Genomic DNA, 15,283 nt, shown 5'->3' with positions numbered 1-15,283 from the left:
CCGACGCCCTCAACTCACCGAACGCCCGCCAACTCGCCCAACGCCCGCCAGCTCACCCCGCCCCAGCCGCCTCACCCGATGTCCGCGGGATCAATCCGCACCCGCACCAACGCCTGCTGCCCCGCCCCCCGGGCCATCCGCGCGGCCTGCGCCGTCTTCAGCGCCCGGGCGAGCGCCGCGCCGCTGCCGGGCGGCACCCGTACGAGAGCCCGCTCCCAGCGCTCGCCGGGCGGCGCGTCCCCGGGCCGCCGGGGCCGCCCGGCCTCCGCGGTGGCGACCGGCACCGGCCCCAACACCTCGGCGTCCGACGGCAGTTCGGCGCTGCGGAGGAACTCGGACAGCGCGTCCGGGGCCGCGGTCACCGCCGCCATTCGCGACACCGGCGGAAAGCCCAGCTCGGCCCGCTCGGACAACTCCCGCACCGCGTGCCCCACCGGGTCCCACCGCACCAGCGCCTGCACCGGTCGTAGCGTCGGCTCGGCGACGATCACCACCGTGCCGCCCGCGCCCTGGTCGCGTACCAGCGCGGCCGCGCCGATCCACCGCCGCAGCGCCTCCTCGCCCGCCCGCAGATCGGGGCGGCCGAGCATGGCCCAACCGTCCAACAGCAGCGCGGCCGCGTACCCGCCCTCGGCCACCGGCTCCGCGCCCGGGGTGCTCACCACCAGGGCGGGCGCGCCGCCCACCGTGTCGAGGACCTGCTCCCGCCCGGAGGTCCGCACCGGCACCGCGGGAAACGCACGCCCCAGCTCCTCGGCGGTCCGCCGCGCCCCCACGACCTGCGCCCGCAGCCAGAAACCCCCGCACTCGGAGCAGTGCCAGGCACCCTCGTCCCGCCCGCACCAGGCACAGCACAGCGAGCCGTTGTCGCGGGCCTCCAGCGGCCCGGCGCAGTGGCGGCAGCGGGCGGGCTCCCGGCACCGCTCGCACGCGAGCCGCGGCACGTACCCGCGCCGGGGCACCTGCACCAGGACGGGCCCGTGCTTCAGGCCTTCGCGGGCGACCTGCCAGGCCAGCGTGGGCAGCCGCGCGGCCCGCGCGGCCTCGTCGCGCGCGAGGTCCCCGTCCCCCACGGTCCGCACCAGCGGCGCGGCCCCCCGCACCTGCTCGCGCCCGGCGACCAGCGGCAGCGCCCACCCGCTCTCCACCAACTGTGCGGCCTCGACCGTGCAGCCCCAACTCCCCAGCAGAAAGCCGCACTTGTCGCGCGAGGCGCGCAGCTCAAGCACCTCCCGCACATGCGGGAAGGGCGCGTTGTCGTCGCTGTGGCTCGCGTCGCCGTCGTCCCACACGACGACGAGCCCGAGGTCGCGCACCGGGGCGAACATCGCCGCCCGCGTCCCGACGACGGCCCGCACGGACCCGCGCCGGACGGCCAGCCACTCCCGATACCGCCGCTCCTGCCCGGCGTCGGCCGTGAGGACGGCGTGCTGCCCCTCCCCCAGCCGCTCCCGCAGCGCCGCGTCGACACGCGCGGCGGGCCGCCCGGCCGGTACGACGACGAGGGCGCCGCGCCCCGAGGCGAGCGTCGCCTGCACGGCCCGGGCGATCTCGTCGGCCCACTGCGGCCCCGGCAACGCCGTCCACACGGCCCGGGGCGCACCACCGGAGGCGAGCGCCGCCACGAACTCCGCACCGCGCCCGTACCGCCCCCAGGACCCCGGCTCCGGCACGGGTGGCGGCGGAGCCGCGGCGGGCGAGGGCCGGGACTCGGCACGCGCGTGCCGCGGCGGAACGGCCAGCTGCAGCACATCGGCCAGACTGCCCGCGTACCGGTCGGCGACAGCCCGGGCAAGCCCCAACAGCTCCTGGTCCAGCACGGGCTCCGGCGACACGACCTGCGCGAGCGCGGCCAGCGGGCCGTTGTAGTCCGACTCGGCGCACCGCTCGACGACGAACCCGTCGATGAGCCCGCCCCCCTCGCGCCGCCCGTCCCGCACGTTCCGTGCCCCGGCCCCGAACCGCACCCGCACCCGCACCCCGGGCTGCGCGGCCTCGTCCAACTCCGCCGGCACCGCGTAGTCGAAGTACCGATCGAGGTGCAGCACCCCTTTGTCGACCACCACCCGCGCCACCGGCAGCCCCTCGGCCAACGCGGCCCCCCGCCACGTACGCGGCTTCGCCTTGGGCACCTTGGCCTTGCGCACACTCTCCCGAATGAGCGCGAGCTGCTCGGGCCCGCCGCCCTCCCCGTCATCCGACTGACCGTTCTCGCTGCTCACAGCCAAATTCCTACCAGACGGCAGTGACAGCGCCGACCCGGGCGGACACCGCCTGCGTCCCACCAGGCCGCGGGACGGCCCCCAGGACGCACTGAGGCCCGGCCTCCCCGAGGGGAGCACCGGGCCTCAGTGACCTAGAAGCAGCAGCCGTGCCTACAGGCCCACGGCCTTGCGCAGCGCCTCGACCCGGTCCGTCCGCTCCCACGTGAAGTCGGGGAGGGCGCGGCCGAAGTGGCCGTACGCGGCGGTCTGGGAGTAGATGGGGCGCAGCAGGTCCAGGTCGCGGATGATCGCGGCCGGGCGGAGGTCGAAGACGTCGCCGATGGCGGCCTCGATCTTGTCCGTGTCGACCTTGGCGGTGCCGAAGGTCTCGATGAACAGGCCCACCGGCTCGGCCTTGCCGATCGCGTAGGCCACCTGGACCTCGCAGCGGGCGGCGAGGCCGGCCGCGACGACGTTCTTGGCGACCCAGCGCATGGCGTAGGCGGCGGAGCGGTCGACCTTGGACGGGTCCTTGCCGGAGAAGGCGCCGCCGCCGTGGCGGGCCATGCCGCCGTACGTGTCGATGATGATCTTGCGGCCGGTGAGGCCGGCGTCGCCCATCGGGCCGCCGATCTCGAAGCGGCCGGTGGGGTTCACCAGGAGGCGGTAGCCCTCGGTCTCCAGCTTGATGCCGTCGTCGAGGAGCGCCTTCAGCTCGGGCTCGACCACGAACTCACGGATGTCGGGGGCCAGGAGCGAGTCCAGGTCGATGTCCGAGGCGTGCTGCGAGGAGACGACCACGGTGTCGAGGCGGACGGCCTTGTCGCCGTCGTACTCGATGGTGACCTGGGTCTTGCCGTCGGGGCGCAGGTAGGGGATGGTGCCGTTCTTGCGCACCTCGGACAGGCGCCGCGACAGGCGGTGCGCGAGGTGGATCGGGAGCGGCATCAGCTCGGGGGTCTCGTCGCAGGCGTAGCCGAACATCAGGCCTTGGTCGCCCGCGCCCTGCTTGTCGAGCTCGTCATCTTCCGCACCGGCGGCGGAGCCCTCGACACGCTTCTCGTACGCCGTGTCGACGCCCTGCGCGATGTCGGGCGACTGGGCGCCGATGGACACCGACACGCCGCAGGAGGCGCCGTCGAAGCCCTTCTTGGAGGAGTCGTAGCCGATCTCGAGGATCTTGTCGCGCACCAGCTGCGCGATCGGCGCGTACGCCTTGGTGGTGACCTCACCGGCGACGTGCACGAGGCCGGTGGTGATGAGCGTTTCCACGGCGACCCGGGAGGTCGGGTCCTCACGCAGAAGGGCGTCGAGGATGGTGTCGCTGATCTGGTCGGCGATCTTGTCGGGGTGACCCTCGGTCACGGACTCCGAGGTGAAAAGACGGCGGGACACATCGCTCCCTGTGGTTGCAGCGGCTGCTGGCTGATCATTGGCGGACGTGCCGAGAGCTGCGCTCGGCGTCGTCCTCGACCAGTTTATCGGTCGCACTCCGCCGCGCGGTCACCTGTCTCGCCACATGGGAGCCCTGTGACCTGCGGCACTGCATTGTGCGATACGACGATCGGTCTCCACCAGAGGGCCTGCCGTCCGAATTCACAGGATTTGGGCCCTCCACTTGGACGAAAGTGACGTTCGCCCCAGTTTTCGGCGTGGATGCGCACCGGTTCACGTCAGTCGCTGAACCACCAGGTCCCAGATCGTGTCCGCCAGGTCTTCCTTGGGCCCATACGGCACAGGAGTCTCACTGCCATCGGCGCCGAGGACGATCGCCTCATTCTGCTCAGAGCCGAATGTCTTGCGTTCACCGACTTCATTCACTACGAGAAGGTCGCAGCCCTTGCGGGCGAGCTTGGCGCGTCCGTTGGCGAGGACGTCGTCCGTCTCGGCGGCGAAGCCGACGACGACCTGACCGGCGCGGGGCCGCTCGCCTGCGATCTCGGCCAGGATGTCCGGGTTGCGCACGAGGGTGATCGTGGGCGGCGCCTCGCCGTCCTTCTTCTTGATCTTCCCGGTGGCGTACGTGTCGGGGCGGAAGTCGGCCACGGCGGCGGCCATCACGACCGCGTCGGCGTCGGCGGCGGCCTTCAGGACGGCCTCGCGGAGCTGCACGGCGGTGCCGACGGGCACGATGTCGACGCCCGCCGGGTCCGGCAGCGCGGTGTTCGCCGCGAGCAGGGTGACGCGGGCGCCGCGGGCCGCCGCGCTGCGGGCGAGCGCGTAGCCCTGCTTGCCGGAGGAGCGGTTGCCGAGGAAGCGCACCGGGTCCAGCGGCTCCCGGGTGCCGCCGGCGCTGACGACGACGTGGCGGCCGGCGAGGTCCTGGGCGGGACGGTCGCCCCGGGCGAGGACGCGGCGTACGACCTCGAAGAGCTCGGCGGGCTCCGGGAAGCGGCCCTTGCCGGTGTCGACGCCGGTGAGGCGGCCGACGGCGGGCTCGACCACCAGGGCGCCGCGGCGGCGGAGCGTGGCGACGTTCTCCTGGGTGGCGGGGTGCTCCCACATCTCGGTGTGCATGGCCGGGGCGAAGACGACCGGACAGCGGGCCGTGAGGAGCGTGTTCGTGAGCAGGTCGTCGGCCAGGCCGTGGGCGGCCTTGGCGAGCATGTCGGCGGTGGCGGGCGCGACGATCACCAGGTCGGCGCCCTGCCCGATGCGCACGTGCGGCACCTCGTGGACGTCCGACCAGACCTCCGTGGAAACGGGGTGGCCGGACAGCGCCGACCAGGTCGCGGCGCCGACGAAGTGCAGCGCGGACTCCGTGGGGACGACGCGTACGTCGTGTCCGGACTCGGTGAGCCGGCGCAGCAGCTCGCACGCCTTGTAGGCGGCGATCCCACCACTGACCCCCAGAACGACCTTCGGCTTGTCCACCGTGCCTCCCCGCACTCGAAAACGTACGACTCCATGACACACCACGGGCCCGGCAGGTGCTCTGCCGGGCCCGTGCTGAAGGACTTGGGTGCTTACTGCGCGGGGGCCTCGACGGCCTCGGACGTCAGCAGACCCGCGTTGATCTCGCGGAGCGCGATCGAGAGCGGCTTCTCGTGGACGTGGGTGTCCACCAGCGGGCCGACGTACTCAAGGAGGCCCTCGCCGAGCTGCGAGTAGTACGCGTTGATCTGACGGGCGCGCTTGGCGGCGTAGATCACGAGGCTGTACTTCGAGTCGGTGGCCTCGAGCAGCTCATCAATCGGAGGGTTGATGATGCCCTCGGGCGCGGTGATGGAAGAGGACACGCTCTGCCTTCCGAAGGGGGTCAAGAAAAGGGGTGAAGATCAAACAACTTTCATCAAGGCTAGCAGCTCGCGTGCTACATCCTCGACCGAGGTGTTGACCAGGGTGATGTCGAACTCGGCCTCGGCGGCCAGTTCGACGCGTGCGGCCTCGAGCCTGCGCTCGATCACCTCGGGCGACTCCGTGCCCCGGCCGGTGAGCCGGCGCACCAGCTCCTCCCAGCTCGGCGGGGCCAGGAAGACGAGCTGACCGTCGGGCATCGACTCGCGCACCAGGCGGGCACCCTGCAGATCGATCTCGAGCAGGACGGGGACGCCCGCCTCCAGGTGCTCCAGGACCGCGTTGCGGGGGGTGCCGTAGCGGTTGCCCGCGAATTCCGCCCACTCCAGGAGCTCGCCGTTGGCGATCAGCTTGTCCATCTCGTCATCGGAGACGAAGAAGTACTGCACGCCGTGACGCTCGCCGGGACGGGGCTTGCGGGTCGTCGCCGAGACCGAGAGCCAGACCTCGGGGTGTTCTTTGCGCATATGAGCGACGACCGTGCTCTTGCCGACCCCGGAGGGGCCGGAGAGCACGGTCAGCCGCGGACGTGCGTCCGGGGGTACGGGGGTCGTCCCCCGGGATGTTGCAGCCATGCAGCGATTATCCAGCCTCTCGGGACTGCCTGAGACCAGGAGCCCCAGGAAGTCCTGAGCCCGTCAGGCCCCGCTGCCGCCGAACTCGCGCTCGAGCGACGCGATCTGGTTGGAGCCGAGCCCGCGCACACGGCGGCTCTCGGAGATGCCAAGACGCTCCATGATCTGCTTGGCGCGGACCTTGCCCACGCCCGGCAGGGACTCCAGGAGGGCGGAGACCTTCATCTTGCCGATGACGTCGTTCTCCTGGCCCTGCTTGATGACCTCGTGAAGGGAGGCGCCGGAGTGCTTGAGTCGATTCTTGACCTCGGCCCGCTCCCGGCGAGCCGCGGCGGCCTTTTCGAGCGCGGCTGCGCGCTGTTCAGGGGTAAGGGGCGGAAGAGCCACGCCTACGTCACCTCGGATGTCGAACTGTCGGATACGGACCGGTGAGGAACCTAGTCGCCCCACACCAGGGGAGCAACGTGCAACGCGCTTGCCCGTTGTCCCCCACTACCTCAAGGGTGTGGGGGGTGCCCCCACTCGTCGGAGACTAGCGGCCATGGCCGCCGGAGTCAGCGAGAACAGACGAAAAGTCCTGGTCAGCCTCCGCCGAGCCTGGCATATCGGGCATTTCACCCCCGTTTTGGCCGGGTGTCGCGTAAGCAACGCGTCAGTTCTGCGCACGCACGCCCTCGTCGGCGTCTCCCGGAAACGCGGATCCGCACCCGGAAAAGCCTTTCTGTCCCCCCGACGTGCGCGCTCTCGGCGAAAGAAGTCCCGCGTCCTACGCGGCGGCCACGGCGGCCCGCACCTCGTCCGCGAACCGCGCCGCCGCGTCCCGCAGCGCGCCCGCGTCGGGCCCCGCCTTCAGGACGCCCCGGCTGACGTTCGGCACGACGTTGCGCACGGCCGCGCCGAAGACCCGGGGCAGGTCCGCCGGAGTCGCACCCTGCGCCCCGATGCCCGGCGCGAGCAGCGGCCCGTTGATGTCCAGCTCGAACGTCGACAGATCCCCGAGGGTGGCCCCGACGACCGCCCCGAACGACCCCATGGGCGCCGCGCCCGCGTTCTCGGCCGCGAGGTGCCCCAGCATGGTGGCCCCGATGCTCCGGCCGTCCTCGCGCACGGCCCGCTGGACCTCGGCGCCCTCCGGGTTGGAGGTGAGGGCGAGCACGAACAGGCCCGCGCCGCTCTCCCGTGCCAGGTCCACGGCGGGCCGCAGCGAGCCGTAGCCCAGGTAGGGCGAGACGGTCAGGGCGTCGGAGAAGAGCGGGGCGTCCGTGCGCAGGTACGTCTCCGCGTACGCGGCCATGGTCGAGCCGATGTCGCCGCGCTTGGCGTCCATGACGACCAGGCCGCCCGCCGCGCGCAGGTCCGCGACCGCCCGTTCCAGGACGGCGATGCCCCGGGAGCCGAAGCGCTCGAAGAACGCCGACTGCGGCTTGAAGACGGCGACCTGGTCGGCCAGGGCCTCGACGACGGTGCGGGTGAAGCTCTCCAGGCCCTGGATGTCGTCGTTCAGGCCCCAGGCGGCGAGCAGCGAGGCGTGCGGGTCGACGCCGACGCAGAGCGGGCCGCGGGTGTCCATGGCGTGGCGCAGCCGGGCGCCGAAGGGTTCCAGGGGGCTCATGCTGCGGAGGCCTTTCGGGTGTCGGCGCCGACCGCTTCGGCGAGCGTGGCGTACGGCGAGGTGGCGAGGCGGGCGGCGAGGCCCTTGTGGATGGCGCGTCCCCAGAAGGGGCCCTCGTAGATGAACGCGCTGTAGCCCTGCACCAGCGTCGCGCCCGCGAGGATGCGCTGCCAGGCGTCCTCGGCGTTCTCGATGCCGCCGACGCCCACGAGGGTGATCCGGTCGCCCACGCGCGCGTAGAGGCGGCGCAGGACCTCCAGGGAGCGCTCCTTGAGGGGCGCGCCGGACAGACCGCCGGTCTCCGCGTACAGCTCCGGGTCGGAGGCGAGGCCGAGGCTCTCGCGCGCGATGGTGGTGTTCGTGGCGATGATGCCGTCCAGGCCGAGCTCGACGGCGAGGTCGGCGACGGCGTCGATGTCCTCGTCGGCGAGGTCGGGCGCGATCTTCACGAGGAGCGGGACGCGGCGGCCCTCGACACTGCGGTCGGCGGCCTCGCGGACGGCGCTCAGCAGGGGGCGCAGCGACTCGGTGGCCTGGAGGTTGCGCAGACCCGGGGTGTTCGGCGAGGAGACGTTGACGACCAGGTAGTCGGCGTGCCGGGCCAGGCGCTCCGTGGACTTCACGTAGTCGGCGGCCGCGTCGGCCTCGGGCACGACCTTGGTCTTGCCGATGTTGACGCCGACGACGGTCCTGAAGACGGGCGTACGGGCCGCCAGGCGGGCCGCCACGGCCGCGGAGCCGTCGTTGTTGAAGCCCATGCGGTTGATCAGCGCGCGGTCCGGCACGAGGCGGAACAGGCGCTTCTTGGGGTTGCCGGGCTGCGGCTCGCCCGTGACCGTGCCGATCTCGACGTGGTCGAAGCCGAGCATCGCCATGCCGTCGATCGCGACGGCGTTCTTGTCGAACCCGGCGGCGAGCCCGAAGGGGCCGTGCATGCGCAGGCCGAGGGCCTCGGTGCGCAGTTCCTTGTGGCGCGGGGCGAGGGCGGCCGCGACGAACGTGCGCAGGACGGGGACGCGGGCAGCGCGGCGGATCCAGCGGAAGGCCAGGTGGTGGGCCTGCTCGGGGTCCATGCGCGTGAAGACCAGGCGGAAGAAGAGCTTGTACATGGGTGGTGTCCTCAGTGTGCTCAGGGTGCTCGTGAGGCGTGTGGCGCACGGCATACGGCATACGGCATACGGCATACGGCATACGGCATACGGAGGGGGACACCGGATCCGGTGTCCCCCTCCTGGGCTGCTAGTCGCGGGCCGCGGTCAGGTGCTCCGCGTGTTCCTGGAGCGAGCGCACGCCCACGTCCCCGTGGTTGAGCGCGTCGATGCCCTGGACGGCGGCGGCGAGGCCCTGCACGGTCGTCAGGCACGGCACGGAGCGCGCCACGGCGGCCGTACGGATGTCGTAGCCGTCGAGGCGGCCGCCGGTGCCGTACGGGGTGTTGACGATGAGGTCGACGTGGCCGTCGTGGATGAGCTGGACGATGGTCTTCTCGCCGTTCGGGCCCTCGCCCTCGGACTGCTTGCGCACGACGGTGGCGTTGATGCCGTTGCGCTTGAGGACCTCGGCGGTGCCGGAGGTAGCGAGCAGCTCGAAGCCGTGGGCGACCAGTTCCCGCGCGGGGAAGATCATCGAGCGCTTGTCGCGGTTGGCCACCGAGATGAACGCGCGGCCCTTGGTCGGCAGCGGACCGTACGCGCCCGCCTGCGACTTGGCGTACGCCGTGCCGAACACCGAGTCGATGCCCATGACTTCACCGGTGGAGCGCATCTCCGGGCCGAGCACGGTGTCGACGCCGCGGCCCTGGATGTCGCGGAAGCGCGACCAGGGCATCACGGCCTCCTTGACGGAGATCGGCGCGTCCAGCGGCAGTTCGCCGCCGTCGCCGACCGCCGGGAGCAGCCCCTCCGCGCGCAGTTCGGCGATGGTCGCGCCGAGCGAGATGCGGGCGGCGGCCTTGGCCAGCGGCACCGCGGTCGCCTTCGAGGTGAAGGGGACGGTGCGCGAGGCGCGCGGGTTGGCCTCCAGGACGTACAGGATGTCCCCGGCCATCGCGAACTGGATGTTGATCAGGCCGCGCACGCCGACGCCCTTGGCGATGCCCTCCGTGGAGGCGCGCAGGCGCTTGATGTCATGGCCGCCGAGGGTGATCGGGGGCAGCGCGCACGCCGAGTCGCCGGAGTGGATGCCGGCCTCCTCGATGTGCTCCATGACGCCGCCCAGGTACAGCTCGTGGCCGTCGTAGAGCGCGTCCACGTCGATCTCGATGGCGTCGTCCAGGAAGCGGTCGACGAGGACCGGCCGGGACGAGCTGATCTCGGTCGACTCCTCGATGTACGAGGACAGCCGGGCCTCGTCGTACACGATCTCCATGCCGCGCCCGCCGAGCACGTAGGAGGGGCGGACGAGGACGGGGTAGCCGATCTCGTCGGCGATGGCCTTGGCCTCGGCGAACGTCGTCGCGGTGCCGTGCTTGGGCGCGGGCAGGCCCGCCTCGGCGAGCACGCGGCCGAAGGCGCCACGGTCCTCGGCGGCGTGGATGGCCTCGGGCGAGGTGCCCACGACCGGGACGCCGTTGTCCTTGAGGGCCTGGGAGAGGCCGAGCGGGGTCTGGCCGCCGAGCTGGACGATGACGCCCGCGACCGGGCCCGCCTGCTGCTCGGCGTGGACGATCTCCAGGACGTCCTCCAGGGTGAGCGGCTCGAAGTAGAGCCGGTCGGAGGTGTCGTAGTCCGTGGAAACGGTCTCCGGGTTGCAGTTGACCATGACGGTCTCGTAGCCCGCGTCGCTCAGCGCGAACGACGCATGCACGCACGAGTAGTCGAATTCGATGCCCTGGCCGATGCGGTTGGGCCCCGAGCCCAGGATGATCACTGCGGGCTTCTCGCGCCGCGCGACCTCGGACTCCTCGTCGTAGGAGGAGTAGAAGTACGGCGTCTTGGCGGCGAACTCGGCGGCGCAGGTGTCGACCGTCTTGTAGACGGGACGGACGCCGAGGGCGTGCCGGACCTCGCGGACGACGTCCTCGCGCAGGCCGCGGATCTCGGCGATCTGGGCGTCGGAGAAGCCGTGCCGCTTGGCCTCGGCGAGCAGCTCGGGGCCGAGCTTCTCGGCGGCCGTCAGCTCGTCCGCGATCTCCTTGATGAGGAAGAGCTGGTCGACGAACCACGGGTCGATCTTCGTGGCGTCGAAGACCTCCTGGGGTGTGGCGCCCGCGCGGATGGCCTGCATGACGGTGTTGACGCGCCCGTCGGTGGGCCGCACGGCGGCGCGCAGGAGCGTGTACTTGTCGCCGGGCTTGCCGGTGAAGGTGAACTGGCTGCCCTTCTTCTCCAGGGAGCGCAGCGCCTTCTGCAGGGCCTCGGTGAAGTTGCGGCCGATGGCCATGGCCTCGCCGACCGACTTCATGGTCGTGGTCAGCGTGGAGTCGGCCTGCGGGAACTTCTCGAACGCGAAGCGCGGGGCCTTGACGACGACATAGTCGAGGGTCGGCTCGAAGGACGCCGGGGTCTTCTCGGTGATGTCGTTGGGGATCTCGTCGAGAGTGTAGCCGACGGCGAGCTTCGCGGCGATCTTGGCGATCGGGAAGCCGGTGGCCTTCGAAGCGAGCGCCGAGGAGCGCGAGACGCGCGGGTTCATCTCGATGACGATGACCCGGCCGTCGTCGGGGTTGACGGCGAACTGGATGTTGCAGCCGCCGGTGTCGACGCCGACCTCACGGATGATCGCGATGCCGACGTCCCGCAGGATCTGGTACTCGCGGTCGGTGAGCGTCATCGCGGGCGCGACGGTGATGGAGTCGCCGGTGTGCACGCCCATCGGGTCGAAGTTCTCGATGGAGCAGACGACCACGACGTTGTCGTGCTTGTCGCGCATCAGCTCCAGCTCGTACTCCTTCCAGCCGAGGATGGACTCCTCCAGGAGCACCTCGGTGGTCGGCGAGAGCGTGAGGCCCTGGCCCGCGATGCGGCGCAACTCGTCCTCGTTGTGCGCGAAGCCGGAACCGGCGCCGCCCATGGTGAAGGAGGGCCGCACGACGACCGGGTAGCCGCCGAGCTCGTCGACGCCGCCCAGGACGTCGTCCATGGAGTGGCAGATCACCGAGCGCGCGGACTCGCCGTGGCCGATCTTGGCGTTGACGGCCTCGACGACGCCCTTGAAGAGGTCGCGGTCCTCGCCCTTGTTGATGGCCTCGACGTTCGCGCCGATCAGCTCGACGCCGTACTTCTCCAGGACGCCCTGCTCGTGCATGGAGATGGCCGTGTTGAGGGCCGTCTGGCCGCCCAGGGTGGGCAGGAGCGCGTCGGGGCGCTCCTTGGCGATGATCTTCTCGACGAACTCCGGGGTGATCGGCTCGACGTACGTGGCGTCGGCGATCTCCGGGTCGGTCATGATCGTCGCGGGGTTCGAGTTGACGAGGATGACGCGCAGGCCCTCGGCCTTGAGGACGCGGCACGCCTGGGTACCGGAGTAGTCGAACTCCGCGGCCTGGCCGATGACGATCGGGCCGGAGCCGATGACCAGGACGGACTGGATATCGGTGCGCTTAGGCACGCTGGCCCTCCATCAAAGATACGAAGCGGTCGAAGAGGTACGCGGCGTCGTGCGGGCCGGCGGCCGCCTCGGGGTGGTACTGGACGCTGAACGCGGGCTGGTCGAGGAGCTGGAGGCCCTCGACGACCTGGTCGTTGAGGCACACGTGGGAGACCTCGGCGCGGCCGTAGGGGGTGTCGGAGACCTGGTCCAGGGGCGCGTCGACGGCGAAGCCGTGGTTGTGCGCGGTGACCTCGACCTTGCCCGTGGTGCGGTCCTGCACGGGCTGGTTGATGCCGCGGTGGCCGTACTTCAGCTTGTACGTGCCGAAGCCGAGGGCGCGGCCGAGGATCTGGTTGCCGAAGCAGATGCCGAACAACGGCGTCCCGCGCCGCAGGACCTCCTGCATGACGGCGACGGGGCCGTCGGCGGTGGCCGGGTCACCGGGGCCGTTGGAGAAGAAGACGCCGTCGGGGCTGACGGCGTACACGTCCTCGGCGGTGGCGGTCGCGGGCAGCACGTGCACCTCGATGCCGCGCTCGGCCATGCGCTGCGGGGTCATGCCCTTGATGCCGAGGTCGACGGCGGCGACGGTGAAGCGCTTCGCGCCGATCGCGGGGACGACGTACGTCTCCTTGGTGGCGACCTCCGCGGACAGGTTCGCGCCCTTCATCTGCGGGGCGTCCTGGACCTTGGCGAGCAGGTCGGCGTCCGCGGCGACGGCGTCTCCGGAGAAGATGCCGACGCGCATGGCGCCGCGCTCGCGCAGGTGCCGGGTCAGCGCGCGGGTGTCGATGCCGCTGATGCCGACGACGCCCTGGCGCTCCAGCTCCTCGTCCAGGGAGCGCTCGGCGCGCCAGTTGGAGGGCACGCGCGCGGGGTCGCGCACCACGTAGCCGGAGACCCAGATCCGGGCCGACTCGGGGTCCTCGTCGTTGACGCCGGTGTTGCCGACGTGCGGGGCGGTCATCACGACGACCTGGCGGTGGTACGACGGGTCGGTGAGGGTCTCCTGGTAGCCGGTCATGCCGGTGGAGAAGACGGCCTCTCCGAAGGTCTCCCCCACGGCCCCGTAGGCGCGTCCGCGGAAGATGCGGCCGTCCTCCAGGACGAGTACGGCGGGAGTCTTCACGGCTCCCCGAGTGGAGGTCGTCATCGTGCGCCTTCCGTTTGCGTCGTGCTGTCGACCCCGGCGCCGGCGCCGTCGGTCTCGGTGCTGTTGATCATGTTGTTGATGGTGTCGACCCACTCCGCCTGCTCGGCGGCGTGGTCCGAGCGGAAACCGGAGTCGAGCAGCTTGTCGCCGAGCGCCCAGGTGACGATCAGCAGGCCGCCCTCGGCGAGGACCTTGCCCGCGATGCCCTTGTCGAGCCGGGCCTCGCGCAGCGCCTCCTTCGGGATGAAGAAGTCCCGCGCCCCGGGGCGTACGACGTCCAGACCCGCGTCCGTGAGGGTCAGCTCCACCCGGCTGCGGGTGCCCAGGCCGTGCGCCACGATCCGGTCGAGCCAGTGGCCCGCGGTGGTCGAGCCGTGATACCTGCCGGTCAGCTCAAGTTTCGCCGGGCCGAGGTCGGACGGCACGCCGGCCAGCTCCGGCAGGTCCGACTGGAGCGTGCCGCGCCACTTCCAGCCCTCGCGCATCAGCCAGTAGACGAGGGCGATGAAGAGCAGCAGGCCGACGACCCAGCCGAGGCGGGCGGCCCAGTCGGTGACCTCCGCCGACTTCTCCTCGGCGGCCAGATGGGTCAGGTGGGTGTTGGCAAGAAGGTGCGTTGCGGTCACTGGAGCTTCCCGTCGACGAGCGTGGCCCGGCCCCGCAGCCACGTGTGCGTGACGCGTCCCGGCAGCTCACGGCCCTCGTAGGGGGTGTTGCGGCTGCGGGAGGCGAATCCCGCGGGGTCCACGGGTCCACGGTATGCCGGATCGACGAGCGTGAGGTTCGCGGGCTCGCCTGCCGAGACGGGGCGGCCGTGGCCGTCGGCCTGCCCGATCCGCGCGGGGGTGTGGGCCATCCGGTCGGCGACGCCCGCCCAGGTGAGCAGGCCGGTGTCGACCATCGTGTGCTGGACCACGGACAGGGCGGTCTCCAGGCCGACCATGCCCATGGCGGCCGCGCCCCACTCGCAGTCCTTGTCCTCGTGCGGGTGCGGGGCGTGGTCGGTGGCGACGATGTCGATGGTGCCGTCGGCCAGGGCCTCACGCAGCGCCATGACGTCGCGCTCGGTGCGCAGCGGCGGGTTGACCTTGTAGACCGGGTTGTAGGAGCGCACCAGCTCGTCGGTGAGGAGCAGGTGGTGCGGGGTGACCTCGGCCGTGACGTCGATGCCGCGGGACTTGGCCCAGCGCACGATCTCCACGGAGCCCGCGGTCGACAGGTGGCAGATGTGCACGCGCGAACCGACGTGCTCGGCGAGCAGCACGTCCCGGGCGATGATCGACTCCTCGGCGACGGCGGGCCAGCCGCCGAGCCCCAGCTCCGCGGAGACGATGCCCTCGTTCATCTGGGCGCCCTCGGTGAGCCGCGGCTCCTGCGCGTGCTGGGCGACGACGCCACCGAACGCCTTCACGTACTCCAGGGCGCGCCGCATGATCACGGCGTCGTCGACGCACTTGCCGTCGTCGGAGAAGACCGTGACACCGGCCGCCGACTCGTGCATGGCGCCCAGCTCGGCGAGCTTCTTGCCCTCCAGGCCGACGGTGACGGCGCCGATGGGCTGTACGTCGCAGTAGCCCGACTCCTTGCCGAGCCGGTAGACCTGCTCGACGACGCCGGCGGTGTCGGCCACGGGGAAGGTGTTGGCCATCGCGAAGACCGAGGTGTAGCCACCGCTGGCGGCGGCGCGGGTGCCGGTGAGGACGGTCTCGGAGTCCTCGCGGCCGGGCTCGCGCAGGTGGGTGTGCAGGTCGACCAGGCCCGGCAGGAGGACCTTGCCGTCGGCCTCGACGACGGTGGCGCCCTCGGCGCTGAGGCCGGTGCCCACCTCGGCGATGGTCTCGCCGTCGATCAGTACGTCCTGCGGCTCGCCGCCGAGCACCTGCGCACCACGGATCAGGATCTTGCTCATGGT

At 71.7% G+C, this 15,283-nt stretch carries 12 protein-coding genes; all 12 read right to left on the bottom strand.

The genetic code is table 11. From position 1 onward, the window contains the following. Positions 1–71: 71 nt before the first annotated feature. Positions 72–2,222 carry a primosomal protein N' gene (locus IE274_RS32935; RefSeq protein ID WP_190119592.1) on the bottom strand — a complete coding sequence of 717 codons (2,151 nt, stop codon included), beginning with the start codon at positions 2,220–2,222 and terminating at the stop codon, positions 72–74. Between the two features lie 153 nt (positions 2,223–2,375). Further along, positions 2,376–3,599 (bottom strand): methionine adenosyltransferase, encoded by a 1,224-nt coding sequence (metK, locus tag IE274_RS32930; protein ID WP_190119591.1) that lies wholly within the window; start codon positions 3,597–3,599, stop codon positions 2,376–2,378. A 273-nt stretch (positions 3,600–3,872) separates the two neighbouring features. After that, positions 3,873–5,078: a bifunctional phosphopantothenoylcysteine decarboxylase/phosphopantothenate--cysteine ligase CoaBC gene (coaBC, locus tag IE274_RS32925; protein WP_229909967.1), complete on the bottom strand. Its 1,206-nt coding sequence runs from the start codon at positions 5,076–5,078 to the stop codon at positions 3,873–3,875. Positions 5,079–5,170: 92 nt separating this feature from the next. Then, positions 5,171–5,443 (bottom strand): DNA-directed RNA polymerase subunit omega, encoded by a 273-nt coding sequence (gene rpoZ / locus IE274_RS32920; protein ID WP_030360466.1) that lies wholly within the window; start codon positions 5,441–5,443, stop codon positions 5,171–5,173. 39 nt (positions 5,444–5,482) lie between these two features. After that, positions 5,483–6,076 (bottom strand): guanylate kinase, encoded by a 594-nt coding sequence (gene gmk, locus IE274_RS32915; protein WP_190119589.1) that lies wholly within the window; start codon positions 6,074–6,076, stop codon positions 5,483–5,485. Positions 6,077–6,139: 63 nt separating this feature from the next. Next, on the bottom strand, positions 6,140–6,463 hold the full coding sequence (locus IE274_RS32910) for an integration host factor (protein ID WP_016638838.1): 324 nt from the start codon (positions 6,461–6,463) through the stop codon (positions 6,140–6,142). A gap of 379 nt (positions 6,464–6,842) precedes the next feature. Continuing rightward, a complete protein-coding gene (gene pyrF, locus IE274_RS32905; RefSeq protein ID WP_190119588.1) occupies positions 6,843–7,688 on the bottom strand; it encodes an orotidine-5'-phosphate decarboxylase in 846 nt (281 codons plus the stop codon). Next, complete coding sequence (locus IE274_RS32900; protein WP_190119587.1) at positions 7,685–8,797, bottom strand: quinone-dependent dihydroorotate dehydrogenase; 1,113 nt, start codon at positions 8,795–8,797, stop codon at positions 7,685–7,687. Before IE274_RS32900 ends, pyrF begins: the two co-directional genes overlap by 4 nt. A 130-nt stretch (positions 8,798–8,927) precedes the next feature. Next, positions 8,928–12,236 carry a carbamoyl-phosphate synthase large subunit gene (gene carB, locus IE274_RS32895; protein ID WP_190119586.1) on the bottom strand — a complete coding sequence of 1,103 codons (3,309 nt, stop codon included), beginning with the start codon at positions 12,234–12,236 and terminating at the stop codon, positions 8,928–8,930. Further along, positions 12,229–13,371, bottom strand: coding sequence for a glutamine-hydrolyzing carbamoyl-phosphate synthase small subunit (gene carA, locus IE274_RS32890; RefSeq protein ID WP_190119585.1), 1,143 nt, complete (start codon positions 13,369–13,371; stop codon positions 12,229–12,231). Before carA ends, carB begins: the two co-directional genes overlap by 8 nt. Further along, positions 13,368–13,997: a PH-like domain-containing protein gene (locus IE274_RS32885; RefSeq protein WP_190119584.1), complete on the bottom strand. Its 630-nt coding sequence runs from the start codon at positions 13,995–13,997 to the stop codon at positions 13,368–13,370. The genes carA and IE274_RS32885 overlap by 4 nt, the downstream gene beginning before the upstream one ends. Further along, positions 13,994–15,280, bottom strand: coding sequence for a dihydroorotase (locus tag IE274_RS32880; protein ID WP_190119583.1), 1,287 nt, complete (start codon positions 15,278–15,280; stop codon positions 13,994–13,996). Before IE274_RS32880 ends, IE274_RS32885 begins: the two co-directional genes overlap by 4 nt. Positions 15,281–15,283 lie beyond the last annotated feature (3 nt).

Origin of the sequence: Streptomyces flavofungini (assembly GCF_014650815.1) — a bacterium.
GTDB lineage: Bacteria > Actinomycetota > Actinomycetes > Streptomycetales > Streptomycetaceae > Streptomyces > Streptomyces flavofungini.
Note: the sequence above shows the minus strand (reverse complement) of the source record. Positions and strands in the feature narration are given on the sequence as shown.

Coding starts and splice junctions, on each gene's coding strand:
- pyrF (WP_190119588.1), bottom strand. CDS start 7,688: ATGAGCCCCCTGGAACCCTTCGGCGCCCGGCTGCGCCACGCCATGGAC.
- gmk (WP_190119589.1), bottom strand. CDS start 6,076: ATGGCTGCAACATCCCGGGGGACGACCCCCGTACCCCCGGACGCACGT.
- carA (WP_190119585.1), bottom strand. CDS start 13,371: ATGACGACCTCCACTCGGGGAGCCGTGAAGACTCCCGCCGTACTCGTC.
- IE274_RS32880 (WP_190119583.1), bottom strand. CDS start 15,280: ATGAGCAAGATCCTGATCCGTGGTGCGCAGGTGCTCGGCGGCGAGCCG.
- IE274_RS32900 (WP_190119587.1), bottom strand. CDS start 8,797: ATGTACAAGCTCTTCTTCCGCCTGGTCTTCACGCGCATGGACCCCGAG.